Origin of the sequence: Bradyrhizobium sp. NDS-1 (assembly GCF_032918005.1) — a bacterium.
Taxonomy (GTDB): Bacteria; Pseudomonadota; Alphaproteobacteria; order Rhizobiales; family Xanthobacteraceae; genus Bradyrhizobium; species Bradyrhizobium tunisiense.
This window is the reverse complement of sequence record NZ_CP136628.1, coordinates 663,730-689,380: the sequence shown is the minus strand read 5'-3', so window position 1 is coordinate 689,380 and position 25,651 is coordinate 663,730. Positions and strand designations below refer to the sequence as shown.

Annotated in this window: 21 protein-coding genes; 11 read left to right on the top strand and 10 right to left on the bottom strand. The window is 63.6% G+C overall.

The window, feature by feature from the left end; translation table 11 throughout:
- Window positions 1-470: 470 nt before the first annotated feature.
- Window positions 471-1,274 carry a DUF3108 domain-containing protein gene (locus RX330_RS03195; RefSeq protein ID WP_317244049.1) on the bottom strand — a complete coding sequence of 268 codons (804 nt, stop codon included), beginning with the start codon at window positions 1,272-1,274 and terminating at the stop codon, window positions 471-473.
- Between the two features lie 599 nt (window positions 1,275-1,873).
- Here RX330_RS03195 and rpmB point away from each other — a divergent pair.
- The 4 genes from rpmB (at window position 1,874) to RX330_RS03175 (ending at window position 8,496) form a co-directional block, all read left to right on the top strand.
- Entirely contained in the window at window positions 1,874-2,185 is a 312-nt protein-coding gene (gene rpmB / locus RX330_RS03190; RefSeq protein ID WP_212079575.1) for a 50S ribosomal protein L28, read from the top strand.
- 337 nt (window positions 2,186-2,522) lie between these two features.
- The gene (locus tag RX330_RS03185) at window positions 2,523-6,464 is read left to right on the top strand and encodes an ATP-binding protein (RefSeq protein ID WP_317242049.1); all 3,942 of its coding nucleotides are present in this window, start codon (window positions 2,523-2,525) and stop codon (window positions 6,462-6,464) included.
- A 121-nt stretch (window positions 6,465-6,585) separates the two neighbouring features.
- Window positions 6,586-7,917, top strand: a complete 1,332-nt coding sequence (locus tag RX330_RS03180) for a DUF2235 domain-containing protein (protein WP_317242048.1) — start codon at window positions 6,586-6,588, stop codon at window positions 7,915-7,917.
- A gap of 333 nt (window positions 7,918-8,250) precedes the next feature.
- Window positions 8,251-8,496, top strand: a complete 246-nt coding sequence (locus RX330_RS03175) for a PilZ domain-containing protein (RefSeq protein ID WP_212079567.1) — start codon at window positions 8,251-8,253, stop codon at window positions 8,494-8,496.
- Between the two features lie 253 nt (window positions 8,497-8,749).
- Here RX330_RS03175 and RX330_RS03170 read toward each other — a convergent pair whose 3' ends face one another.
- The 5 genes from RX330_RS03170 to cobS form a co-directional block, all read right to left on the bottom strand.
- The gene (locus tag RX330_RS03170; RefSeq protein WP_212079566.1) at window positions 8,750-9,157 is read right to left on the bottom strand and encodes a hypothetical protein; all 408 of its coding nucleotides are present in this window, start codon (window positions 9,155-9,157) and stop codon (window positions 8,750-8,752) included.
- Window positions 9,158-9,420: 263 nt separating this feature from the next.
- Window positions 9,421-10,533 carry an NADH:flavin oxidoreductase/NADH oxidase gene (locus tag RX330_RS03165; RefSeq protein ID WP_317242047.1) on the bottom strand — a complete coding sequence of 371 codons (1,113 nt, stop codon included), beginning with the start codon at window positions 10,531-10,533 and terminating at the stop codon, window positions 9,421-9,423.
- A 314-nt stretch (window positions 10,534-10,847) separates the two neighbouring features.
- Window positions 10,848-11,930, bottom strand: coding sequence for an esterase-like activity of phytase family protein (locus tag RX330_RS03160; RefSeq protein WP_317242046.1), 1,083 nt, complete (start codon window positions 11,928-11,930; stop codon window positions 10,848-10,850).
- The gene (cobT, locus tag RX330_RS03155; RefSeq protein ID WP_317242045.1) at window positions 11,927-13,828 is read right to left on the bottom strand and encodes a cobaltochelatase subunit CobT; all 1,902 of its coding nucleotides are present in this window, start codon (window positions 13,826-13,828) and stop codon (window positions 11,927-11,929) included. The genes RX330_RS03160 and cobT overlap by 4 nt, the downstream gene beginning before the upstream one ends.
- A 52-nt stretch (window positions 13,829-13,880) precedes the next feature.
- Window positions 13,881-14,879: a cobaltochelatase subunit CobS gene (cobS, locus tag RX330_RS03150; RefSeq protein WP_212079562.1), complete on the bottom strand. Its 999-nt coding sequence runs from the start codon at window positions 14,877-14,879 to the stop codon at window positions 13,881-13,883.
- 295 nt (window positions 14,880-15,174) lie between these two features.
- Between cobS and RX330_RS03145 the strand changes: the two genes are divergently transcribed.
- The 5 genes from RX330_RS03145 (at window position 15,175) to RX330_RS03125 (ending at window position 19,467) form a co-directional block, all read left to right on the top strand.
- A complete protein-coding gene (locus tag RX330_RS03145; RefSeq protein ID WP_317242044.1) occupies window positions 15,175-15,834 on the top strand; it encodes a DedA family protein in 660 nt (219 codons plus the stop codon).
- Between the two features lie 205 nt (window positions 15,835-16,039).
- The gene (locus RX330_RS03140; RefSeq protein WP_317242043.1) at window positions 16,040-17,041 is read left to right on the top strand and encodes an NrtA/SsuA/CpmA family ABC transporter substrate-binding protein; all 1,002 of its coding nucleotides are present in this window, start codon (window positions 16,040-16,042) and stop codon (window positions 17,039-17,041) included.
- Window positions 17,038-17,817, top strand: coding sequence for an ABC transporter permease (locus RX330_RS03135; RefSeq protein WP_317242042.1), 780 nt, complete (start codon window positions 17,038-17,040; stop codon window positions 17,815-17,817). Before RX330_RS03140 ends, RX330_RS03135 begins: the two co-directional genes overlap by 4 nt.
- A complete protein-coding gene (locus tag RX330_RS03130) occupies window positions 17,805-18,683 on the top strand; it encodes an ABC transporter ATP-binding protein (protein WP_317242041.1) in 879 nt (292 codons plus the stop codon). Before RX330_RS03135 ends, RX330_RS03130 begins: the two co-directional genes overlap by 13 nt.
- 58 nt (window positions 18,684-18,741) lie before the next feature.
- Window positions 18,742-19,467, top strand: a complete 726-nt coding sequence (locus RX330_RS03125; protein ID WP_317242040.1) for a Crp/Fnr family transcriptional regulator — start codon at window positions 18,742-18,744, stop codon at window positions 19,465-19,467.
- Here the strand turns inward: RX330_RS03125 and atzF are convergent.
- The 3 genes from atzF to RX330_RS03110 all read right to left on the bottom strand — a co-directional run bounded on the left by atzF (window position 19,464) and on the right by RX330_RS03110 (window position 22,089).
- A complete protein-coding gene (gene atzF / locus RX330_RS03120; RefSeq protein WP_317242039.1) occupies window positions 19,464-20,876 on the bottom strand; it encodes an allophanate hydrolase in 1,413 nt (470 codons plus the stop codon). The genes RX330_RS03125 and atzF overlap by 4 nt on opposite strands.
- A 191-nt stretch (window positions 20,877-21,067) precedes the next feature.
- Window positions 21,068-21,439 carry a nuclear transport factor 2 family protein gene (locus RX330_RS03115; protein ID WP_317242038.1) on the bottom strand — a complete coding sequence of 124 codons (372 nt, stop codon included), beginning with the start codon at window positions 21,437-21,439 and terminating at the stop codon, window positions 21,068-21,070.
- Window positions 21,440-21,486: 47 nt separating this feature from the next.
- On the bottom strand, window positions 21,487-22,089 hold the full coding sequence (locus RX330_RS03110) for an NADPH-dependent F420 reductase (protein ID WP_212079554.1): 603 nt from the start codon (window positions 22,087-22,089) through the stop codon (window positions 21,487-21,489).
- Between the two features lie 126 nt (window positions 22,090-22,215).
- On the opposite strand from RX330_RS03110, the gene RX330_RS03105 reads away from it, so the two are divergent.
- On the top strand, window positions 22,216-23,145 hold the full coding sequence (locus RX330_RS03105) for a LysR family transcriptional regulator (protein ID WP_317242037.1): 930 nt from the start codon (window positions 22,216-22,218) through the stop codon (window positions 23,143-23,145).
- A 60-nt stretch (window positions 23,146-23,205) separates the two neighbouring features.
- Here RX330_RS03105 and RX330_RS03100 read toward each other — a convergent pair whose 3' ends face one another.
- Window positions 23,206-24,432: a citrate/2-methylcitrate synthase gene (locus RX330_RS03100; protein WP_212079552.1), complete on the bottom strand. Its 1,227-nt coding sequence runs from the start codon at window positions 24,430-24,432 to the stop codon at window positions 23,206-23,208.
- Between the two features lie 76 nt (window positions 24,433-24,508).
- On the opposite strand from RX330_RS03100, the gene RX330_RS03095 reads away from it, so the two are divergent.
- The gene (locus RX330_RS03095; RefSeq protein WP_317242036.1) at window positions 24,509-25,603 is read left to right on the top strand and encodes a citrate synthase/methylcitrate synthase; all 1,095 of its coding nucleotides are present in this window, start codon (window positions 24,509-24,511) and stop codon (window positions 25,601-25,603) included.
- Window positions 25,604-25,651 lie beyond the last annotated feature (48 nt).

Sequence of the window (25,651 nt, the reverse complement as noted above, 5' to 3'; positions counted from 1 at the left end):
TCTCACTTTGCGACGCTTTTCCCGTTGGTGTTAAGCTTCGGAACGACTCTAGAACGAATCGCGGCCGAATCGCTGACTCCAGATTGAGTCCCGTTCCGTTCACGCAACATGTCGCGGGAGTCTTGTTGGCCGCAACTAGATGGAGTTTCGGGCTGCCGTACAAGCGGCGTTTCGATGGCGCAAAGCGTTAAGTTGGGGACGGCGCGGAGTCGAATCAGAATCGGGGAGGAGTCAAATGGATTCCCCGGACCTGGGCCTGCCCGGACTCATTTTTGCGAAAACAACCCCATGCACAGTAGGTATGCGCTTGAAATTACTGACACTTTTTTGAGCCAAAAATTCGCTCGTCATTCCGGGGCGCGCCTCTTGGCGCGAGCCCGGAATCCATTGGGCGGCGGAGACGGTGGCAGGATGGATTCCGGGTTCGCGCCTGCGGCGCGCCCCGGAATGACGGCGGGGGGGAAGACGCCCTACTGCGTCTTCGCCACCCTTGGCGGCTGGGCTGTGGTGACGAAGCTGGTCGCTTCCAGCATGGCAGGCCCCAGCGGCGTCGGCACTTTCAGCCAGAACGGAACGAGGATGCGGGTGCCGGCGATCGGCGCGAAGGCGATCTCGATGTTGCGCTGGGCGGCGAGGTATTTGATCACGGGGCGGTCGGGGATGTAGCCCGCGACAGGGACGAAATAGAGCGAGCAGACCACGACCGGGCCACGATAGCCCTTCTCCGCCTTCACCGTCTCCATGCGCTTGAAATCGAGCTTGAGATCGTAGCGCATGCGCCCGTCGAACACGGGCGCCGAGCTGTGGCAGGCCTCCGGCGAAACGGGATCGCCGGTGCCGGGCACGCGCAAGAGCGAGGCCGTCATGGGGTCCCAGACGCCGCGGCGATGCGCATCGGTGACGACGATGCGGTCAGGATCGACCGGCGGCTCCGGCAGGATCGCGAAATCCTTCACATTGCCCTTGTCGAGCGTGATGCGGATTTCTTCGGTCTTCTTCTGTGTCGTGGTGGAGGCCTGGTAGCCGGTCGCGACCAGCGCGCCATTGACGACGCGGCCCTGCGAGGCGCCGGTGCCGGACCCGCCCGTGAACGATTTCAGCAGGCCCGACGTGCCGCCGGCGGCGGCCGCCGCAAACACGTCGTCCTGGATGTCGATGTTCCAGCCGCCCTTGCCGACGGGAATGCCTGACAGCGAGGCCTCATATTGCGCCTCGAGCTTGCCCTGCGCCGCGGCCGGCGCCGCGCCCCACGCCAGCGCCAGGGGAAGGATCACGCCGCAAAGCGCCGTCAGCCTGCCGGCAGAGCGCGGACGGACCGAGCGCAAATTGTGCGCAAGAGGGGGCGTGATGAGCACGAAACAATCCAATCGGGGCCGCGATGCGAAGTTACTTAAGCCAAAAATCGCGGCAAACAATGTGTCCGGGTATGTCGAGGCGCGGAACTCCACCGGACTCTTCGGCGGCGAATACGCCCTTTATGTGATGGTAACGCGCGACAAACATTGCCGTTTTGGTGATCGGGAGGGGGCGCCGGACCCTGACACCTCTCCCCGTCCTCCGCCGTCATGCCCCGGCTTGACCGGGGCTTCCGGTACGCCGCGGCCCCTCTGGTCAGCCGCGCCGCCGCGGCGTACTGGATCGCCCGCCCCAGTGCGCACAAGGCGGGTGATGGCACCTGATTTGCCGCCTGAGATCCCGGGTTCGCGCTCGCGCGCGCCCCGGGACGACAGGCCAAAAATGGCCCGTCGCCTTGACGTCCCGCCCCTTCCCCCCTATACGTCCGCCCGCTCCCTGCAAGGACAGAGAATTCGCCCCCGTGGCGCCCAGAATGGCGGCCGCAAATCGTTGGGGGTTTAGGATAAGGATTGATGCCATGTCTCGCCGCTGCGAACTGACGGCCAAGGGCCCCCTCGTCGGCCACAAGGTCAGCCACTCCAATATCAAGACCAAGCGCCGCTTCCTGCCGAACCTCGTCAACGTGACGTTCATCTCGGAAGCCCTCGAGCGCAACGTGCGCCTGCGCGTCTCCACCAACGCGGTGAAGAGCGTCGACCACAATGGCGGCCTCGATGCCTATCTGCTCAAGGCCAAGGCCGACGTTCTGTCGCCGCGCGCCCTCGAGCTGAAGCGCGCCATCCAGAAGAAGGTCGGCCCGACCGCCGCACCGGCGAAGAAGGCCAGCTGAGTTTTACCGTCAGGGCGGGGGCTAAGTTGCGTCGCGTGGCGTAGGCTTAGCCGAGTAGAGTTTGAGTAGCGGCCGGATCGGAAGATCCGGCCGTTTTTGTTGGGGGGGGAGGGGCGACTGCCCTTCTATCGCCATGAAAACAGTCGCTGCCGAGGCGGCGACCTAATCCCTCAAAGGTAGACCGTATTTCCACGGTGTGATTTAGCGCGCATGCAACCTTGCATACCGCCTATGGTTGCTTTTGTATGCGCAGCTGCCGCGACTTTTTTGTCGGCATGAACAGCACAGTTAGCAGTCGAATAAGATCGGGTAGCTCACGAAGAACTACCAACTTGAATTGAAGACCATTGATATTGGAGAAAGCGTGTCTGAACTCAAACCGCGCGCTCTGCACCTTCACACGCTCACTTCGCTTGTTGTTAGCCTGATTGGCGGCGAGTCAATTTCTATCCGTGGTGGCACGAGTTTTTCCTTACCTGACGAACGGACGCGTAGCGCGCTAGAATGGTACCGGAAGCGAGATCCGGCGACATGGGCAGCTAATGTGAGCGCGGCTCATGCCGAAGATCTAGTCGATAGTATCTTTCGGGAGCCACCCCAACTGCCTCCTTCCAGTGCGGGCTCGATCAACTCAAACAATCGTCGTTTGCGGCTGAAAAAAGTCGAGGCACATCGGTTTGCGGGACTGCACAAGTTTGGAACGCCGGGAGTTGCTCCGGACAACTATGTCCACGAATTTTCGACATCACTCACACTTTTCGAGGGACGAAACGGCTCAGGCAAAACTTCGCTGCTCAACGCTATCATCTGGACGCTTACAGGCGAAATGCTCCGTCCGCAGCGCGCTCCCGAAACTGCAGAAGACTTTGAGTGCTGGATAGACTCGCCTACGGCCGGCCAGGATCGAACTGCACATAAGCTTTCGCCGATTACACCCTTACCAAATGTGGAGCAGTATCGCCCTAGCGAGCCATGGATACCTAGCGATACCTGGGTCGAGCTGACATTCGTTGATGAAGCCGGAGTCGTCTTACCGGCTATTCGTCGCAGCCAGAGCCGATCGCCACAAGGAAAGTTGAAGGAGACTCCTCCAGATCTATCGATCCTAGGAATTGATCCAATCGCGATAAGAATCGGCTCCGTCATGCCGGGACTACTTCCGATGATTGAAGTCGGATCAGAGTCCGAGTTGGGGCGCGCCGTTTCTCAGCTCACGGGCCTTTCCGCTCTCGTCGATTTAGCGGAGCACGCACGGCGCACGAAGACCAAAATCGACAAAGAATTCATCAAAGCAAAGATTGCCGAACTTGAGCAGGCCGATCGCAGCTACAGCCTCGCGAGGGATGACCTGAGTAGTATCTTGCTTAGCCATCCAACCTTGTCTTCGGCTCCTCCGGCACCTCCTCCATCCGGGGCTGCGGATATCGAGGAAGCGCTGAACGAGATCGCACGTCATTTCGAGGGCGCCAAGGCGTCGGCTTTTGAGGCTGCCAAAGATATTCTCGGTCAAAGCTTTGATCCGGCGAACGCGACTCTCATTTCGGATCTTGTGTCAAACACTAGCCGAGCGGTTGAGAGAAGCGGCCGACCTCAGGACCTTCCCTCTGCGTCTCGACTTGCAGTCTTACGCCAGATCGAATCCCAACAACTGGAAGCGGCCGACGATAGAATCCAAAACATTCTCACCGAGGCAAGGGTCCTCGATGCCTTGGCACAAGACCCTTCCAAAGCCGCGCGCATCCGCCTCTACGCGCGAGTAGCTACTTGGATCGCCGATCACCCCGATCCAGAACGCAAGGATGATGTTTGCGTCGTTTGTGGCAATGATCTTAATGAAGCGAAGGATCCGGTAACAGGTGTGCCGGTGCGAACACATCTGCACGACGCTGCGTCCGATGCGGGTCTGCTTTCTCAGACTATCCGTCGTTGGGCCGAAAATGCACAAGGAGAGTTGTTGCGGAACTTGCCTGAGGCACTTCGGGCCGAGTGCACGCGAACTCTTCCTTCGCATCCATGCGATTTGCTTCGAACCGCCATTGTAGACGAACTCTTCAATTTTGAGCCATTCCGTGGCGTCTTGAGGGAGTTGAAGCTACAAACCGCTTCTGATTTTGACGAGATCGTCAAGAATCGAGCTGCTCTACCCGAGCCAACTGAGATAGTCCTCCCAGAGGGATGTTACTCACTCAGTGAAACTCTTAAGCGGCTTGATTGCGCCATTCGCTTTTCGAGATGGCGCCAAAGCAACGATACGCTTGTACGAGACATAGTGAGCAAAGTGCTAGGACGGTCAGCTAGAGAGAACGACGCTAAGGAGATAACCACTCTCACGGGCAAGCTGCTACACCTGCAAACGACTGTACAGGACGCAAAACCAATCTCCGATGCAATAATGCTGTGCGATCGCCTCAGGCAGCATCTAAAAGAGCGGCGCAAGGCCGAAAGTCGCCTTCGCGAATACCGCATTGCAAGTGCGGCACTATTAAATCTTCTCGACCTAGGCCAACTCGCCGACCAGCAAGTCGACCACCTGCGAGCTACCTTGAGAGACGAGGCAGCGGCATGGCGAAAGCGAATCTATCTTGGCGCATTTCCTGATACCGCCCACGAATTGATCGATACGGGGCTCGGTCGCAAGGGCGAATTGGATCTGGTCGTTCAGACCGGTGGCGTTGCGGCCCCCGCACAACATGTGACAAATGCCTCCGCACTACGCGCAAGCTTGGTCGCGTTCTTTCTCGCATTTTGGGAGTATGTACTGAAAGATCGTGGCGGGCTCGTCATATTGATTCTAGATGACCCGCAAGAACTCTTGGATGATGAAAATCGAGAGCGTCTAGCGTCAGCGCTTGTTCCATTGGTTGAAACTGGCGCACAACTCGTCGTTTCGTCGTACGATCCCCGCTTTTCTGCGCGAGTTTCGCGACTTCCGATTTCGGGAGGCGTTGAGCATCTCGAAGTTAATCCGGCGACACGCCTACAGCCCGTGATCAGAACCACGCCATCGCTTCCCGCCATCGAGCAACGGAGACGGCGATTTGAAGCGGACCCTAACATGGAGGAGCCCGCCCGGGAATTCGCGGATAGTTGCCGCGTCTTCCTCGAAGCAAAGCTTGGAGACATGTTTGACGATCCTGCTTCAGCGGCTTGGACTATCGCAAATCCCGATCCGACTTTGTCAACTTTTGTGCAACGTCTCCGCCCATTGGTAAAGTCCGCTCCGCAGGGGATGTTCAGCGCTCACATCTTCAGGCGCTTTGTCGACCATCCGGCACTTGTTGATGGATCTCCTGTCACTGCTCTTATGAATAAGTCGCATCACGGTCGGCGCCATGAGATCCGAGCCGCTGAAGTTGCGCAATGTGCTCGCGATCTAAGCGAGCTTCTTGAAATAGTCGAAGCCATGTACGAGGAATGCTATCGCTGGCGGCGCAGGGACGCACTCCCAAACCAGGCTCAGGGTAAGGTGTTTCCGCCAGCGCTTGCTCCGGTGACCAGTCCCAGCGTGAACGTTTTGGTTTGCCCTGACTTAGCGGCATTCACCCACCACTCTCCGCCAGGCGAGTCACAGGCTGCTCCGGAGCATCTCTCCCCGAGTATTTTCGACAATACAGCCGCATACCTTCTGAGACGTTCCAATTTTGGCTTTGCTGCCCCCGCTAATTCGATAGCTATTGTCGAGGCGATCCCAGCCCCTGTCGCCGACCGACGGCTCGTAATTGCTAGGCACGGCACGACGACGTATGCGCGGCGCTTGGTGCGCAGCGCAAGTTCGAATGTCATCGGTCTCACCGCAGAGGTCCCAGATCCTCGCACTAAATCTCCTAAGACCATCTTTCTACCTGAGGCCGACGTATCTATTCATCGAGTAGTTGGAATAGTTTTCGATCATAACTTGGTGCCCTCACAAGGTCAGGATGAGGCAGTTCAAGTCGACGCTAGTGGCGTTCTGAAGCGCGTTGAGATAGCCTTTCGAGTTTCCGACGACAGCGCTGTTCCGCTAGCACTTGAAAAACAAGTGGTACTAGGAGGAGCGCTCATTGAGCTAAATGAACTTGGGCAACATAGAGATGCGCTCGTAGCATTGGCTCTCGACGATGGGTCAAGTATTTTTAAGCGCATTGGGGCCTCGTTACCGGCCGAACTAAATCATCTTTGGCAATTCGAAAGCATCGGCGGTCTTGGCTCATCTCAGGTCCTTTCGATTGGCAAGCCCCAAAAGGGATTTCGAACTGTTACAAGCGCGCGCGCAATCATTGGGGTTATCTATCACGGCTAATCTAAGCATCTGTTTTGCTTGATCAGCAATTAGAGTGTCCCGTTCGTTTGGTCTACATTCTGCCTATTCTCACCATTTTCCGCTATACTCGCCCCGGTAGCATCACCCCGAGGCGCATCCCATGGACCACGCCGCCAACCCCGCCCCCCACCCCGCCCCCAAAAACCTCGTCATCTGCTGTGACGGCACCGGCAACGAGATCTCGGAGAACATCTCCAACGTCCTGAAGCTGTATCGCTGCCTGCGCAAGACCGACAAGACGCAGCCGCGGCAGATGGTGTTTTACGATCCCGGGGTCGGCACGGTGACGGAGCCGACGACGTGGCACCGGCTCAAAGCCAATATCAACCTGGTGCTGGGGCTCGCCACCGGTTACGGGCTCGACGACAACGTGCTCTCGGCCTATTGCTTCCTGGTTCAGCATTACGCGCCGGGCGACCGCATCTACCTGTTCGGTTTTTCGCGCGGGGCCTATACGGTGCGCGTGCTGGCGGGGCTGATCCACAAGATCGGGCTGATCAGGCCTGAGCAGGCGAACCTCGCAGGCTCGGGCCTCGTCGCCTACAAGCAGTATTCCGGCACCGGGCGCGGCAACGACGTCGAGGACTCGGCGAACGTCGCTTTCGACGAGCAGGGGCCGCTGCCGAAGGATGCGTTCGACCTCGCAGCGCAGTTCGCGCGGATCACCTCGACGCGCTGGCCGACCATCCATTTCATCGGCGTGTGGGACACGGTGGCGAGCGTGATCGTGCCGCGCGCCGACCGGCTGTTCTGGCCGAGCCTGGAGGAGCTCGCCTTCACGCTGCGCAACCCGAGCGTCAGGATCTTCCGGCAGGCGATCGCGATCGACGAGCGGCGCTGCATGTTCCGCCTGAAGAAGTACGAACAGCCGCAGGAGTTCTGGAGCAACCGCTATGTGCCCGATGAAAAGAAGGTGCCGCAGGACATCCTGCAGGTGTGGTTCGCGGGCGTGCACAGCGACGTCGGCGGCGGCTATCCGGAAGCCGAGAGCGGAGACTCCAAATATCCGCTGCTCTGGATGATCGCGGAGGCGGAGAAGGCGGGGCTGAACTTCAACCCGGCGACCATCAAGCAGCTTGCCTGGGGCATCCAGCGCAAGAACTCGCCGTTTCAATATGTCGAGCCGGCCTACACCGGCAAGACGGGCATGCTGCACAATTCGATGACGGCGGGCTGGCGGCTGCTGGAGTTTTTGCCGAAGAGCGCGAAGTACAAGGAGTGGCCGGAGCGGAAGGTGTTTCTCGGCTTCTACATCCCCGATTGCGAGCCGCGCGTCATCCCCGAGGGCGCGCATGTGCATGAGAGCGTGTTGAAGCGGATGGCCGTGGAGCCGGATTACCGGCCGGTGAACATGCCGAAGGAGTATGTGACGGTGCCGATGCCGGTGGCGCCTAGGGTGGAGCTGGCGGCGGAGGAGATCGTGACGGGGTGACGGTGAAGCGCGCTCTCTCTTACCCTCCCCTGGAGGGGGAGGGTCGGCTCGCATTGAGCGCAGCGAAATGTGAGACGGGGTGGGGTGACGGTCTCTCCACCGCCGCACTGCCCGTGCTGAGAGATCACCCCACCCCGCTTCACATCTCGCTACGCTCGCTGTGAATCGACCCTCCCCCTCCAGGGGAGGGTGGCATGCTACCGCCGCTTTTCTCCTTCGCCGCTACTTTTCATTAAAATTCTTCGGCGCGCTTTAGCCGGATCGCATGATCTGCTGCCCATGATTGGGACAGATCATCCGCCGCGGTCCCTGCGGCATTGGAGGAGAGTGCCAATGTATCCGCGCAAATATGCCCGCGTGAAACCGGCGGGGCTGGTGTCCCGCCAGGCCAAGATCATCACCGACGCGCGCGCCCCGGCCATCAACTGCACGCTGATCGACTATTCGCCGGGCGGGGCCTGCGTCGATCTCGGTGGCCAGGTGAGCATCCCCGATCGTTTCGAGCTGTTGCACGTCAACACCAAGAAGCGCTGCCGCATCGCGTGGAAGCGCGGCACGCGGGTGGGCGTGGTATTCTGAGAGAGCGATTTTCTCGCTGCTCGGCAAAGGTGGCGCCACGCACGCCACCCGGCTCCCTCCCCCCCTTGCGGGGGAGGGTTGGGGAGAGGGGTGGCCCAGCAAATGGTGCTCGTCATGAGCGAGAAGCGACAACAAAGTCTCGCCTCGTTCGATAGAGCACGCCGTGTGGCTACCCCTCTCCCTAGCCCTCCCCCGCAAGGGGGGAGGGAACGCACTGTGCTCGCGGCGATATCTCCCGGACCACTCGCAGTCCCTACTTCCGCATCCTGGCCTTCGCGCCCGCGACGATCTGCATGGTGACGCCGGCGATCCAGAGGAAGAAGACGAGCCAGGTCCAGCTCACATGCGGATCGAGCCGGAGCACGATGACGAGGACGGAGATGAAGGCGGTGAGCGTGGCGCAGAGCGTGCCGGCGGAGCTCATCAATTCGGCGGCGTCGATCTGGCTGTGCGCATCGTCGAACGGCAATTGCGGCGTGTCGATGCCGAGATAGAAGCCGACGAAGCCGAGCAGCATCATCAGCAGCAGGAAGCCCTGCGTGGTGAGTTGCGGGATCGCCGATCCCACATAAGCGCCGACGAACAGCCCGCACGCCGCGCCCGCCATCGCAAGGCCGACGCGCTCGAAGATGTGAGCGGTTTTGCGAGCACCAAAACGCATGGCGGGCCTCGTGAGGAATTGGGGAGACAGAGGTTAGGCCAGTTTTGCGCAGGGTGGAAGCTGGGGACGTTTACGGAGGCGGAGGGGGGAAGTGGTGGCTATGGGGCACACCTGCCAAAACCGTCATTGCGAGCGCAGCGAAGCAATCCAGGGATGTCTCGGCGGAGGGACTCTGGATTGCTGCGTCGCAAGGGCTCCTCGCAATGACGGAGTTTGCGGCGCCCGCATCGCGCTATACGCGCAGTGCGAGCGACGCGGCGCCCTCACCTCGCCCCGAAGGTGGTCTTGCCGAACAGCGCCTTTTGCGTGGACGGCTGCGAGCGCCAATATTGCGGCGGGGCTTCGACTTCGCCGCCGAGCTCGGCGGCGGCGTGCCAGGCCCAGCGCGGGTCGTAGAGCATGCCGCGGGCGAGCGCGACCATGTCGGCCTTCCCTGATGCGACGATCTCCTCGGCCTGCTTGCCTTCGGTGATGAGGCCGACGGCGATGGTGGGCAAGCCGGTCTCGCGGCGGATCGCGTCTGCGAACTGCACCTGATAGCCGGGGCCGAGCGGGATCTTCTGCAGCGGCGAGACGCCGCCGGAGGAGGCATCGATCCAGTCGACGCCGCGCGCCTTGAGCGCCCTGGCGAATTCGATGGTCTGCGCCAGATCCCAGCCGCCCTCGACCCAGTCGGTCGACGACACCCGCATGCCCACGGGCCTGTCATCCGGGAAAGCCGCGCGCACGGCATCGAACACTTCGAGCGGGAAGCGCATGCGGTTCTCGAGGCTGCCGCCATATTCGTCGGTGCGCTTGTTGGAGATCGGCGACAGAAATTGATGGAGGAGATAGCCGTGTGCGCCATGGACCTCGATGGCGTCGATGCCGAGCCGCGCGGCGCGCCTGGCGCTGTCGACGAAGGCCTCGCGGATGCGCTTGAGGCCCGCGGCATCGAGCGCGAGCGGAGCGGCCTCGCCCTCCTTGTGCGGCACCGCCGACGGGCCGACCGTCTGCCAGCCGCCCTGCTCGACCGGGATCAGCTGGCCGCCGTCCCAGGGCCGCGCGCTCGAAGCCTTGCGGCCGGCATGGGCCAGTTGCATCGCGATCGCGGTGGAGGAATAGCGGCGCACCGAATTGAGGATCGGCTTCAGCGCGGCCTCGCACGCATCGCTGTAGAGCCCGAGACAGCCCGGCGTGATGCGGCCGATCGCCTCGACATGGGTCGCCTCGATGCAGAACATCGCCGCGCCCGACAGGCTGAGATTGTTGATGTGGGTGAAGTGCCAGTCGGTGGCGACGCCGTCGTCGGCCGAATACTGGCACATCGGCGACACCACGAGGCGGTTCGACAGCGTCAGGCCGCGCAGCTTGATCGGGGAAAACAGGACGGACATGCGGGGAGTTCCGGGGGGATGAGAGGGGCAATGACGGAAGTGTAGTGAGGGATGCGCGGATTGCTAGGCGCGCAACGGGAATGGGGGATAGCGGTGGGATGCATTGCGCGCCGGATGGGCAGGGGATCGCGCGGCACATCGGCTGTCGTCCCTGCGAACGCAGGGACCCATGACCACAGGAAGGAGTTTGGCGAAGATTAGTCGTTACGCTGACCTTTCACGATCGATAGATCACGCGGTATGGGTCCCCGCGTGCGCAGGGACGACAGGAGAGATTGGGGCGACGTCGTCGCGCCCCGGGACGACAGTGGTGGCTACTCCGCCAGCGTGAACTGAAGCAGCAGGGTCCGCTGCAGCATCGAGAAATTGTCGTCGGAGATCAGCGTCAGCACGGTTTCGCCGTCCGGCGTGACGTGGGCGTCGATGCCTTCCATGTTGTCGATCTCGTGGCCGAGATCGGCGAGGAACAGCACGGGGCCGTCGGCCAGCGCGCCCGGCGTGATCGACTTCAGCGGGATCGAGCGGATGCGGATGTTGACGCCGGTGAACCAGGAGAATTTGCGCTCGAGGATCAGGAGCTCGCCGCTAGCCAGCAGCACCGCATCGCTGATGTCGTATTTCTCGATGCGGCGCACGCTGAACTGGCCGGGCGTGGGCCCGCCGATCAGGAACGCCGTGAGATTGCCGTCGGCGTCCAGCCCGCGCTCGGAGAAGGCGATCAAGGTGCCCGCGAGCGGCATGTTCTGGTCTTTGCCCTTTGGCACGACGACCAGCGCCTCCAGCCCCTTGTTGGAGGGCAGCTTGCGCACGCCCGCCGGCACCGGCATCACCTCGCCGCGCGCAGCCGTGCCGCCTTTGGAAAAATCATAGCGCAGGATCTGGTTGACGCGCTCGAGCCCGACATAGACGACATTGCCGTCGCGCGTGATCGCTTCCGAATCCCACCACAGGCGCTTTTCCGTGATCGGCCGCCCCTCCGCGCCCAGCAGCGGCGCAGCCTCGACGTCGTCGAGGCCGGCCATGTTGCGGCCGGAATACCGGATGCGGCCGGTGAACCAGCCGCCCTGGTCGGAGACCGCGAGGAAGCGCTCGCCCCTGGCATCCAGCCGGATACCGGACAATCCGCCGAAGCCGCGAAATGGCGAGGTCAGCACCAGGCCGCTGCGATAGTCCAGCGAGCCGAACCGCGAGCGCGTGCGGTCACGCGGCTCGAAATTGGGAATGGCGCGCGCGTTGACCTCGATGCTGACGGGCGCCGTGACGGCGTTCTCGATCTGAAGCGCGCGCGGCGGCGGCTCGGCGACGGCTTGCGCCTGCGCCAAGCGAGAGGCTGCGAGAGTGGAAAATCCCGCCGCTGCGTATCTGAGAAAGCTGCGGCGGGATGGATGCGTGCTCACGAATGCAATTTGCGTCGCGGGCGACCGGCCGCTTGCGTGGGTGCGGTGTTGGTCTCGCTGAAGAGCTCGGCGAGCTTTTCGGTGATGGCGCCGCCGAGCTCTTCGGCGTCCACGATCGTCACCGCGCGGCGGTAATAGCGCGTCACGTCATGGCCGATGCCGATCGCGATCAGCTCGACCGGCGAGCGGGTCTCGATCTCCTCGATGATGTGGCGCAGATGCCGCTCGAGATAGTTGCCGGGATTGACCGACAGCGTGGAATCGTCGACCGGCGCACCGTCCGAGATCATCATCAGGATCTTGCGCTGCTCGGGCCGACCCAACAGTCGCTTGTGCGCCCAGTCCAGCGCCTCGCCGTCGATGTTCTCCTTCAGGAGACCCTCGCGCATCATCAGCCCGAGATTCTTTCGCGCGCGGCGCCACGGCGCATCCGCCGATTTGTAGATGATGTGGCGGAGATCGTTGAGGCGGCCGGGATTGGCCGGCTTGCCGGCGGCAAGCCACGCCTCGCGCGATTGCCCGCCCTTCCAGGCGCGCGTGGTGAAGCCCAGGATCTCGACCTTGACGCCGCAACGCTCCAGCGTGCGCGCGAGAATGTCGGCGCAGGTGGCGGCGACCGTGATGGGCCGTCCGCGCATCGAGCCGGAATTGTCGAGCAGCAGCGTCACCACGGTGTCGCGGAACGTCGCCTCCTTCTCGTGCATGAAGGACAGCGGGTGATAGGGATCGGTGACGACGCGCGACAGACGCGCGGGATCGAGGATGCCCTCTTCGAGATCGAACTCCCAGGCGCGGTTCTGCTGCGCCATCAGGCGGCGCTGCAGGCGGTTGGCGAGCCGGGCGACGATGCCCTGCAGATGCGCGAGCTGCTTGTCGAGATAGGCGCGCAGGCGCTCCAGCTCGTCATGGTCGCAGAGATCCTCGGCGGCGATGATTTCGTCGAATTTCGGCGCGAAGGCATGATATTCCGGCCCGCGCGGCTCGTTCTTGCCGTGCGAGTTCGGACGCGTCGCCTCGCCCGGCGTCTCGTCGTCGCCGAGCTCGCCGTCGTCGAACGTGTCGGAGGTCGAGGCCTGCGCGCTTTCCATCGCGCTCTCGCTCATCTCCTCGGACGTCGCCTGCGCCTGGTCGGCACTCATCTCCTGGGCGGCGTCGGAATCGGGCGAGCCTTCGGCGCCGGACTGGTCGTTGTCGCCGTCCTGGTTCTCGTCGTTGTCCTCGTCGTCCTCGCTGTCGGCGCTCCGCTCGTCGCCGAGCTCGAGCGCGGTCAAGAGGTCGTGCACGGCATCGCCGAACCGGGTCTGGTCCTCGACCAGCGTATCGAGCCGGTCGAGCCGCTTGCCGATCTTGTCTTCGAGAATCGGACGCCAGAGATCGACCATCTTCTTCGCGGCGGTCGGCGGCGCCATGCCGGTGAGGCGCTCGCGCACCAGCATCGCCAGCGCGTCGGCCAGGGGCGCGTCGGCGCGGTCGGTGATCTCATCGAACTTGCCGCGATGGAAATGGTCGTCCAGCATCGCGGTGAGGTTCTTCGCAACGCCGGCCATGCGGCGCGCGCCGATCGCCTCGACCCTGGCCTGCTCCACCGCCTCGAACACGCCGCGCGCCTGCGGATTGCCCGGCATCAGCTTGCGATGCAGCTTGGCGTCGTGACAGGCGATCTTGAGCGCGATGGAATCGGCATGGCCGCGCACGATCGCGGCATCGCGCTTGGTCATCTTGCGCGCCGGCTCCGGCAGCCGCGCCTTGCCCGGCGCAAGGCCGGGCCGCTCGGCGGCGAAGGAGACGTCGAGCTCCGGCGACTTGGCGATCGCCTTCAGGCAGGAGGCGACCGAGCGCTTGAACGGCTCGGTCGGCGCTTCCTTGGTATTGCGGAATTTGGAGTTGGAGGTGGTCATGTCACCTTGATCCGTCGTCCCGGTGAGAGCCGGGACGACACCCCGGGAGAAATCAGCTCAGCGCCACGTTGACCGCCGATTCCGGCAGCTCGGCGTTGAAGCAGCGCTGGTAGAACTCGGCGACCAGGGGACGCTCGAGCTCGTCGCATTTGTTGAGGAAGGTGACGCGGAACGCAAAGCCGATATCGCCGAAGATGTCGGCGTTCTCCGCCCAGGTGATCACCGTGCGCGGGCTCATCACCGTCGACAGGTCGCCGTTGGCGAAGGCGTTACGGGTGAGATCGGCGAGGCGCACCATCTTGTTGACGATGTCGCGGCCCTCGGTGGTGCGATAGTGCTTGGCCTTGGCCAGCACGATCTCCACCTCCTCGTCATGGCTGAGATAGTTCAGCGTGGTGACGATCGACCAGCGGTCCATCTGGCCCTGGTTGATCTGCTGGGTGCCGTGATAGAGGCCCGACGTGTCGCCGAGGCCGACCGTGTTCGCCGTGGCGAACAGCCGGAACGCCGGGTGCGGCTTGATCACCTTGTTCTGGTCGAGCAGGGTCAGGCGGCCGGAGACTTCCAGCACGCGCTGGATCACGAACATCACGTCGGGGCGGCCGGCGTCGTATTCGTCGAACACCAGCGCGACGTTGTTCTGCAGCGCCCAGGGCAGGATGCCGTCGCGGAATTCGGTGACCTGCTTGCCGTCGCGGACCACGATAGAATCCTTGCCGACGAGGTCGATACGGCTGATGTGGCTGTCGAGGTTGACGCGCACGCAGGGCCAGTTCAGGCGGGCCGCGACCTGCTCGATATGGGTGGATTTGCCGGTGCCGTGATAGCCGGTCACCATCACGCGGCGGTTGCGGGCGAAGCCGGCGAGAATGGCGAGCGTGGTGGCGCGGTCGAAGCGGTAATCGGAATCGACTTCGGGTACATGAGGATCGACTTCGGAATAGGCGGGGACTTCGAGATCGCTGTCGATCCCGAACACCTGCCGCACCGACACCTTCATGTCGGGCAGACCGGAAACTTCCTCAACTTTGGACAGAGCGGCGGTCGTCATCAATCCTCCGAGGTCCCGGGCGGTCCCGAAACCGGTTATTCGCACGTTGGCTGCGGCTGGGTGCTGAAAATCAACCTATCAGAGACCAGTGGCCGGCAGAAGCCCGCCCACCAATCAAAGTTCCATTGTGTTTTCATTTAGATAGGTGAGGAACGCAGTTTTTGGAGGGCTGCCTTGCGAATCACGCTCGAATTTCGAGCGCGACCGGCGGCTTGCCTACGCGAATGGCACTTTCACCGCCCGCCCTTAACTGGGTAGGGTCATCCCAAGGTCCATCGCCGATACGAAAGACGACGTGACATCCTTCCTCGATCCCCTCATCGCCTTCGTCTCGGCCCATCCGTGGCTGGGCTATCTGACCCTGTTCCTGGCTGCGCTGCTGGAAGCCGTGCCGGTGGTGGGCTCGGTGATCCCCGGCTCGACCATCATCCTGGCGCTCAGCGCCCTGGTTCCGGGGGGCGAGCTCGCGCTGCCATGGGTGCTGCTCGCCGCTGCGCTTGGCGCCGTGCTCGGAGACGGCTCGGCCTATTGGATCGGGCACCGGCGGCAGCGCGAGATCCTCACCACCTGGCCGCTGACCAACTATCCGCGCGTGGTCGAGCAGAGCGAAAGCTTCTTCCACCGTTTCGGCACCTGGGCCGTGTTCTTCGCCCGCTTCGTGCCCCCGATCCGCGCCTTCGTGCCGGTGACCGCAGGCGCGCTCGGCATGGCGCCGGCAAAGTTCTACGCGGTGAACATCCCGGCGATCCTGGTCTGGGCGCCGGCCCATGTGCTGCCGGGCGTGCTGGCGGTGTCGGCGCTGCATGAATATGCCGGGCTCCCCCACCATGAGCATATCGGCAAGCACATCTGGATCCTCGCCGTTGTCGCGGTGGCGATCGTTGCGGGCGCAGCGGTCTGGATGATCCGGCGGCGGAATGGCAACGGGATCGCAGCGGCGAAGCCGCGGGCCTGAACGAGCCGGGCTGGCGCAGCACAAGAGGCGAGCCGACCGGGCTCCCTGCTGCTCAAATTGCAGTCCGCTGTGCATCCGCGTGCGCAAAAAACAGGTTGGCCGGCCCCGTTGTCGATTAATTGCTTCACGACCCCTCGCCTTCGCATGACCCTCGTCCCATCACAGGCCGGCCATTGCGGCCGCCGACACGATAGGGGCTCGTTGCATGCGCGCGAAAACAGCTCTCCACCTGGCTCTACTTGCGATCTCGGCATATGCGGCCGTCCTCACCCCCGGCTCCGGGGCCAAAGCCGAAGATATGCTGAAGGCACGGCTTGCGCAGAATCTCGCGCCGATTTCGGGCCTGGCGATCGTCGCCAAGGCGAACGGCCTGTTCGCCAAGCAGGGACTCGATATCTCCGTCTCGAATTTCACGAGCGGAAAGCAGTGCCTCGACACGGTGATGGGTGGCGGAGCGGATATCGCGACGACCGCCGAGGCTCCGGTCACGGCGGCCGCAATGGCCCAGCAACCGATCGCCTTCGTCGCCGGCATGGAATATTCCGATCTGAAGACGATGACGGCGGCGTCCGCCGCCATCAGGACGAAAGCCGATCTGCGCGGCAAACGAATCGGGTTCACGGCCGGAACCGGTAGCGAGGTCTACACCGCTTCTCTGTTGAAGGCGGCGGGACTCACCTCCAAGGACGTTACGCTGGTCAATCTTCGTCCGCAGGAGATGCTTGCAGCCCTGGCGGCGGGGAGCATCGATGCGTTCGACACCTGGGAGCCGCATGTCGCGAATGCAAAGAAGGCTCTCGGCGAGGGTGCCGTCCTGCTCGACACCAAGGGAATCTATTCGGAGACCTTCAACATCGTCGTGACGCGGCCATATCTGGAGGCAAACCCGGCGATCGTCAGCAAATTCCTGGCGGCCCTCATTGAAGCCGAGGGCTGGGTCAAGGCTCATCCGAATGAAGCGATCGACATTGTCGCCACAGCGTCGGGCATGAAGCGCGACGAGCTTGCGGCGATCTGGTCGGACTACGTCTATCACGTGCGCCTCGACGACAAGTTGCTCGATACGCTGAAGACGCACGCGGCCTGGCGGCTCGAGACCGGCAATCATCCGCCCGGTGCGGGAATGCCCGATTTCGCGAAGATCATTGCGACGGGGCCGCTGAAGGCGCTTGATGGCGCACGCGTAACGCTGTCGGCCAATCCATGAGCACCGACGGACGCCACCGCGCGAACGCGGAGCGACGCCTGAGCGTGCTGGTCGGCGCGCTCTCCGTGCCGGCCTTTGTCTGCCTATGGGAACTGGTCGCACGATCGCACATCGTCAACGCGGTGCTGTTTCCGCCGCCTTCGACGGTCGCTGTCGCCCTCCTCGACTGGATTCACAGCGGACAGTTTTTCGGCGACGTTTCAGCGAGCCTCTTCCGCGTCACTGCGGGATTTGCGATTGGTGCCGCCGCCGGGATCGTGCTCGGCATCCTCACGGGCGAATTCCGGCTGATCTCGAGCTTGCTCTCCCCACTGTTCCATATTCTTCGCCCGATTCCTCCAATCGCTTTTGTGCCCATCGTAATCCTCTGGTTCGGGTTGTCCGAGACCGGCAAACTGTTTCTGGTCGTCTGGGGCGTGTTCTTCACCGTGTGGCTCGCGACCCATATCGGCGTTCAGAAGGTCGATCGCGGCCTCATTCGCGCCGCGCTGATGCTCGGTACGCCACGTCGACAGATGTTGGGGGAGATCGTCCTGTTGGGCGCGCTTCCCTACATCGTCGTCGGTCTGCGCACCGCGGTGAGCATCTCCTTTTACACCCTCGTGGCCGCTGAGCTGGCGGGCGCGTTTTCAGGCATCGTCTACCGGATCGAGATCGCGCAACAGAACATGCAGACCGGACAGGTGATGGGAGGGCTGGCGGCGCTCGGGCTGCTCTCTTTCGTGGCCGATCGTTCCTTCGCGGCGATGTCGGAACGGGCGGTATGGTGGCGATGATGCACAACTCGCTCCGTCCGGCCCAGCCGCTCCGACTCGTCGATGCTCCGCCCGCGCCTTCGGCGGCAACACCTCAACCGACCATCCGCATCGAGGATTTGAGCATCGTCTTCGCTGCGCCCCGCGGCCAGGTCATTGCGGTGGACCGGGTGTCCCTGGACGTCATGTCGGGCGAATTCGTCTCGCTCGTGGGCCCGTCGGGCTGCGGCAAGTCTACGCTTTTGAATGCGATGGCAGGCCTCGAGCGGCCGTTTGAAGGCCGGGTGATGGTGGCTGGCGGGCCGATGCTGGGACGCCGGCCGGATGTCGGGATGGTCTTCCAGCAGCCGCATCTCTTTCCGTGGAAATCGGTGCGCCGTAACATCGCTCACGGCCCACGCGCGCTCGGCAAGTCCAAGGCGGAAGCGCTGCGGATCGCCGACGATCTGATCGAAATGATCGGGCTGACGAAATTCGCGAGCGCCTATCCGCATACGCTTTCAGGCGGCATGCAGCAGCGGGTGGCGATTGCGCGCGCCCTCGCGAACCAGCCGCGCGTGCTGCTCATGGACGAGCCGTTCGGCGCTCTGGACGCGCAGACCCGCGCGGTGATGCAAGACAACCTTCTCGAACTTCGCGACCGGATCAACGCCACGATCGTCTTTGTCACGCACGATATCGACGAAGCCATTCTCCTGTCCGATCGGGTGCTGATCATGAGCGCCGGCCCCGGCCGTATCCTGCGGGATCTTTCCGTGGGTCTCCCGCGCCCGCGCTCCAGCGCGATCCTGACCGACCCCGCCTATCTCGCCCTCAAGCGGGATTGCCTCGATCTGATCCGGACCGAAGGCCGCAAGGCATTCGCGCAAATGGAAGCGGTGATCTAGCCGATGGGGCTGGCATGGCTCTTGAATAGTTCTGCTCCAGCTACCAGGGAGCGGACAGATGTCAGCGACAAGTCTCAGGACCACGGCCGGGGTGATGCTGGCCGAGTCGGATACTCTGGTCAGTTCGTTGCCGGGTTTGCTCGATCCCTTGAACGAGGCGGACCGGCGTCGCATCCTTGCCATTGGTCGTCGGGAGGTTCTGGAAACCGGCAAGCATGTCTGGCGCCAGGGCGACACGCAGAGTGGCATCTATCTGATCGAGTCGGGCCGAATCCGCAGCTATTATGCAGCACCCTCCGGTCGTGAGGTGACGCTCGCCTACTGGTTTGCCGGCAATTTCGTCGGCGGGCCGGATCTCTTCGGGGCCGGGGCGCATATGTGGTCTTCGGTTGCAATCGAGCGCAGCAGGCTCCTGTTCCTGCCTGGTCCCGCGCTGCGCGACCTTGCGCTCCAGTCGGCCACCATCGCGGTTGCGCTTCTTGATGCGCTGGCGTTCAAGGCAAGGTGCTACTCGGCCATGGCGCAGATGCTCGGCACGCGGTCAGTCACCGAGCGGTTGCAGCGTCTGCTCATCTTTCTCTCGAAAATCTACGGAACGCCGCAGGGCCGCGAGATCGTGATCGGCATTCCGTTCACCCACGGCGATCTCGCCAACCTGATCGGAGCCACACGGCAATGGGTAACGGTGCAGCTTTCGCGCATGCAGGCGAAAGGCGTCATCCGCTACGACCGAGGGCTGATCGTCATCCTGAATTTGCGCGCGCTCGATCTCGAACTCGTCTAGAGCGCGACGAGATCGGGCGAAGCTCCCGATTCGGCGTCAGGTTGATAGACTTTCAGATCGAAGAGGGCGGCGCCGTCGTCCGGCTGCCATCTCGCGGCAAAGTCCAGCAGGGCATGGTCGTGCCATGGGGCCGCCAGCAGGGTAATGCCCATCGGCATGCCGGTTGGCAGCGTGGCATTGGGAAGCGCCACCGCGCACAAGTCCAGAAGGTTGGCAAAATAGGAGTAGTAGCCCAGACGGCTGTTGAGCGTGACGGGGTCTTCCAGCATGTCGGCAATCGTGAAGGGGCGCGGTGCGGTGGGCACCACCAGGGCATCCATCTGCGCGAACAATGACTGGACCTGCCGCCGCAGCTTCAGGAGGCGGTGTTGCGCCGCGAATGCATCTGTCGCGGCGAAGTGCGACGCCGAATGCAGCACATTACGCGTAACCTCCAGCAATCCACCATGATCGATATCGATGAGGGTGCTGATCGCCGCGTGGCGTTCAGCGATCCAGGGCCCCGAAAACAGCATTTCGCCGGCCTCGGCGAAAGGGGTGAAGTCGATCTCGACGGCCTGGCCGCCCAACCCCGCGAGCCTCTCGCATGCCCGTTCGTAGAGAGCGTCGCATTCGGGCATGCCGAATGAATTCAGCTGACGCGTCGGGATACGTCCGAAGCGGAATTCGCGGGGAAAAGTCGACACAAGGGCCGGCGCGTGGCGGCTGTAGGGGTCTTCTTCGTCGAAGCCCTCGACGAGCCCCAGCAGCACCTCGCCCTCGGCGGCGGAATTGCAGAAGATCGATGGGCAATCCAGCGTCGGGCAGTTCGGAAGGAGCCCGCGGGACGAGACAAACCCGACGGTCGGCTTGATTCCGACGATGCCATTGAAACCTGCCGGTATCCGGCCCGAGCCGCCGGTGTCGGTTCCGAGTGAGAAGGCAATATGGCCGGAGGCGACGGCGACAGCCGAACCCGAGCTCGACCCGCCGGAGACATAGCGACCGTCAGCGGCGCTCGGACAGGCGCCATACGGTGACCGCGCGCCGGAGAGTCCGGTGGCGAACTGATCCAGATTGGTCTTGCCGAGGCAGATCGCGCCCGCTGCGACCAGGCGCTCGACGCACCGGGCGGATCGCTCCGCAACATGGGCGAATGAGGGACAGGCCGCCGTCGTCGGCATGCCGGCCACGTCGATGTTGTCCTTCACCCCGAAAGGCACACCGAGCAGCGGCAGGACTTCGCCTTTGGCGCTACGTCGTGCAAGGGCTTCGGCTTCCGCAAGCGCCTCCCGCATCGGCCTCACATGGATCCAGCAGTTGCGGTGCCGGTCGCGTTCGATGCGCTCATAGGCGGTTGCAATCACCGAAGTGAGTTCGGCGGAGGTGCGAGAGGCGTGGCTTCGGCTAGGGCGGGCGGCTTGCGACACGAATGGCTCCGGAGGCGATTGAGACGCCGTGAGCGTGCCCGGAGGTCAACGGCACGGAAAGCAATTAAGCGCTTCGCCCCGTCGCGGCGAACTGCGCTGACCGAGCGCTGGACGGACGAGACATCCGCCATCGGCACGGCAACGCGATCGCGGCGGCGGGGCTACGGGCCTAGGTCGGCAACAACCTTCTTTCACTGCGGGTTGAGCAACACCCACAGCTGCGAGATCTTACCGCCTTCGATCAGGGCCACGTCGGCCCCCGTCACTGCGACGGGTCCATGCTCGGGGCCGGCCTGCCAGGCCAGGCGCGCCAAGCCATGATGTCCGACCGCGACGCCATCGGGCACGAACCTGAATGTCGGGCCGAACTGCTTGAGAAGATCTCCGGCGACGCGCGATATCTCCGACTGCCCCCGGATGATGTTCGTCGGCTCGTACATGGTTGGTTCGTCAACGAACAAGTCCGCGACGGCGGCTCGCCGCTTGTCCTCGTCCCGCTCGTTGAACACGCGCTCCAGGTTCGACCGGAGAATATGGTCGAAATCGATAGTGTCGGTTGTCATCTTGCAGCCTCTCGTCATCTCATTTCGTTGGTGAACGTTTCCGAACATCAGCCGAACTTGACCAGGTTCAGCGCCGGAAGCGGACCGCCAGGAAACTGGGTCAACCTGGCGCCGATCGCGAGCGAGCCAAGATCGATGCCAGAGAATCCGAGCCGATCGATCAGCGCGCCGACAGCCGCCTTCGCATCAGCATCGTCTCCCGAGTAGAACAGCACGCGCTTGCCGCCGTCGCTTGCCGGGTCGGTTGCGAGGAGCTGCGCCAGGAGATGGTTGAATGCCTTCACCACCCGCGCACCCGGCACCAGATCGGCAAAGACCTCTGACGAGGCGCGGCCGCCGAGTTCAGCCGGCTTGAACAACGGCGCCTCGATCGGATTGTTGGCGTCGACGACGATCCGGCCGCCAAACGGCGGCAACCCGGCAAGCGCATCGGGCAGCTTCGACCAGTTGACCGCGACGAACACGATATCCTTGGCAGCTGCCTCCTCGCGGGTGCCGGCGGTCACGAGCGGACCGATCTCGGCCACGGTCGCGGCCAGGCTTTCCGGGCCGCGGCTGTTGGACAGGGTCACCGCGATGCCGTTGCGCGCCAGCGTCTGCGCGATGGCGCGGCCGATATTGCCCGCGCCGATGATGCCGATGGTGGACATGGAAATACTCCGAAGTGTTTGGGGATCAGACGATCTGATCGTGGGTGTAGAGATGACCCAAACATTGCCCCTTGATTAGGAGGAGATTGCTCGTAAGATTTTCAACGATCATTTGTAAATGAGCACATGGAAACACTGGCCAACCTCGAGTCCTTCATTCGCAGCGCTGAATGCGGCAGCTTTTCGGAGGCCGGCCGGCGTCTCCTGCTCACTCCGGCAGCCGTCAGCCGCAACGTCGCCATGCTGGAACGCAATCTCGGTGTCCGTCTGTTTCATCGCTCGACGCGGAAGCTGACGCTGACCGAGGCCGGGGAGACGTTTCGCGCGGCGATCGGCGGCAATCTCGAGGGGCTCCAGGCAGCGATCGCCGGAATATCGACGGGAAAGGCGGAGCCGGCGGGCGTTCTCAAGGTAAGCCTGCCGCCGACATTCGGCACAGCTCATATCCTGCCGCTGCTCCCCGGCTTCTTGGCGCGCTATCCGCGCGTTCGCCCCGAATGGCACTTCGAGAACCGCCAGGTCGATCTGGTCGGCGAAGGTTACGACGCCGCTATCGGAGGCGGGTTTGAATTGTTGCCTGGTCTTGTCAGCCGGACGCTTGCGCCGGCGCACATCATCGCCGTGGCGTCTCCAGCCTACATGTCCCGGCGAACGTCGCCGACCAGGCCGGACGAATTGGCCGCACTTGATGGCATCGTCATGCGCTCGCTGCAGACGGGGCGCGTCCGGCACTGGTCGATGCGTGATGTTTCGGGGCGGGAAGTTCATGCCCCATTGTCGGAGTCCATTGTGGTCAACGATCCCGCTGCGATGCGCGAGGCCGCAATGCTCGGCCTCGGCGTTGCCATGCTCGCCACCGCCGATATCCTCCCCGCGCTCGAAGATGGATCGCTCGTGCGCCTGGTGCCGCGTTGGTATTGCGACGCCGGCGCGATCTCGATCTACCATGCCTCGCGCAAGCTCGTGCCCGCCAAGACGAGAGCCTTTGTGGACTGGGTCGCGGAGGCATTCAGGAAAGACAGGCTGGCCGAACGCTTTGCGGGAAGTCTCGGCTGACAGGAGCCAGAGCGAGTTCTTAAGCGCGAAAGTCGCTTCGCACTCTTCCCGGATCATGCTTTAGGCTCTGGATTCCGCGATCCCGGCCCTCCGCCCCGGAGCCGGTCCCACATACCTTGCCCGCGGCCTGATCAGCTTGCCGAACTGTAATTGCTCGCTGGCGTGCGCGATCCAGCCGACGCTGCGGGCCATCGCGAACAGAGCGAGCTCGCTGCCGGCGGGCAGGCGCAAAGCGTGCACGAGCACGGCGAGCGCATAGTCGATGTTGACGAATTCGCCGGTCGCCTCCGCGATGCGCTCCGGCACCTCGCGGGTGAATTTGCGCGGCGCGCCGGCGCGCGAAAGCGCATTGAGCAGCGATTGCGCGCGAGGATCGCCGCGCTTGTAGACGCCATGGCCGAAGCCGGCAAAGCGCTCGCCGAGCGCGACGCGCTCGCGCACCATCGGGGCGACGTCGCGATCGACCAGTGTCTTGACGAGCTGCGAGGCCAGCACGCCGGCACCGCCATGCTGCGGCCCTTTCAACGCCGCAAGACCTGCGATCACCGCGTCGTACAGGTTTAGTCCGGTCGAGGCCGCGCAGCGCGCGGTGAAGGTGGAGGCGTTCAGCTCGTGATCGGCGAGCAGAACGAGGGCGCGGCGGATCAGGTCGGGCGCGTGCTTGTTGTCCGCCGCCCACGCCTTCGCAATGTCCTCATGCAGCGGCGCGGCCGAGGGCTCGGCATTGAGCATGGTCGCCACCAGCAGGCGAACGATGCGCGCGCCGACCAGCGCGCGGCCATCGGGCGCGCGGGTGAAGGCGCGGGGATCGGCGCTCGCGGCCAGCGCCAGCACGGCGATGGCGCGGTCGATCGGCGCCGCCCGGCGTGCGGCTTGCCCGATCGCGCGCATCTCCTCGGATATCTCCGGTTGATTGTCCGGATCGAACGGATCGACCCCGGAGACGTCCCACAGCAGCGTCGCCGCGTGTTCCAGCGTGCCGTTCTCGGAGAGATCGACGCAGTTGACGCCGCGATAGATCGCGCCCTCCTCGGTGATGGTCGAGATCTCCGTGTCCATCACAGGCAGATCGGCGTCGAAGCTGCGTAAGCCCCGCGGCTCCGGGGACGGCACGCGGCGCTCCTTGAGCGCGCGGACATCCTCGGCACGGTAGCGGTTCTTCCGCGAGTCCGGCGTCGGCTCGGAGCGGATCAGGCCCCGGCTGACATAGGCGTAGAGCGTGGCCGGCGAGATCGCGAGCTCGGCCGCGGCCTCCTGGGCAGACAGATAGAGCGCCGAATTTTTCATATTGATTGATGTAATCAAGATTGATCAATATGTCGAGAGGCCTGACCATATCCCTCCTTGAACAGGAGATTGGGCCATGAATATCCACCTCACCAAGAGCCAGATCGGGCTGGACGGCGTTCCCGCGGCCGAGACCGTGCTGAGCCATGTCGACGGCGAGCGCGGCGAGCTGATCATTGCCGGGGAGCATGTCGGCCGCCTGGCGAGCCAGTCGAGCTTCGAGGGCGTCACCGCCCGGCTCTGGAACGGCGCCGGCAAGACCGGCCTGAGCGAAGCCAACGTGCGGGCAAGCCTCGGCGCGGCGCGCGAGCGCGCCTACGCCCGTCTGCCGGACCTGCTGCCGGCGACGCGCGGCATGAGCATCGTCGACGGGTTTCGCGCGGCGGTCGCGGGGCTTCGCGCGGAGAACGGGCTGGAGCACGAGGCGACGATCGTCGGAGCGTTTCCGGTGATCGCAGGTGCACTGGTCCGGCGCGCCAAGGGGCTGGAGCCGGTCGTGCCCGATCCGAATGCGAGCCATGCCGCCGACACGTTGCAGATGTTGCGTGGCACCGCGCCGGAGCCGCGCGAGGTCGCGGCGCTCGATGCCTATTTCGTCACGGTGTGCGATCACGGCATGAACGCCTCGACCTTCACCACCCGCGTGGTGGCCTCGACGCAGGCCGATCTGTTTGCCGCCGTCACCGCCGGCTATTGCGCACTGACCGGCCCGCTGCATGGCGGCGCGCCGGAGCCGGTGCTGGAGATGCTGGACGCGATCGGCTCGCGCGAGCGCATCCAGCCATGGGTGGATGCCGCACTGGCGCGCGGCGAGCGGCTGATGGGCTTTGGCCATCGCGTCTATCGCGTGCGCGACCCGCGCGCCGACGTGCTCAAGGCCGCGATCGAGCGGCTGTCGGCAGACGGCGCCGACCTGCCCTTTGCCGGCGAGGTCGAAGCCTATATCCGCAGCGCGCTGCGCAAGAAGAATCCGGAACGGCCGCTGGAGACCAATGTCGAGTTCTTCACGGCGATCCTGCTCGACGCGCTGGCGATCCCGCGCCAGGCGTTCACGCCGGTCTTCGCGATGGCGCGCGCCGCGGGATGGACCGCGCATGCGCGCGAGCAGCAGCGGACCGGACGATTGATCAGGCCCAGCTCGTCATATGTGGGGGCGATGCCGGAGGCGTGACCAAGCAGTAGGAGGGAAGCGGTTACTGTGTCCTCTCCCCTCGCGGGA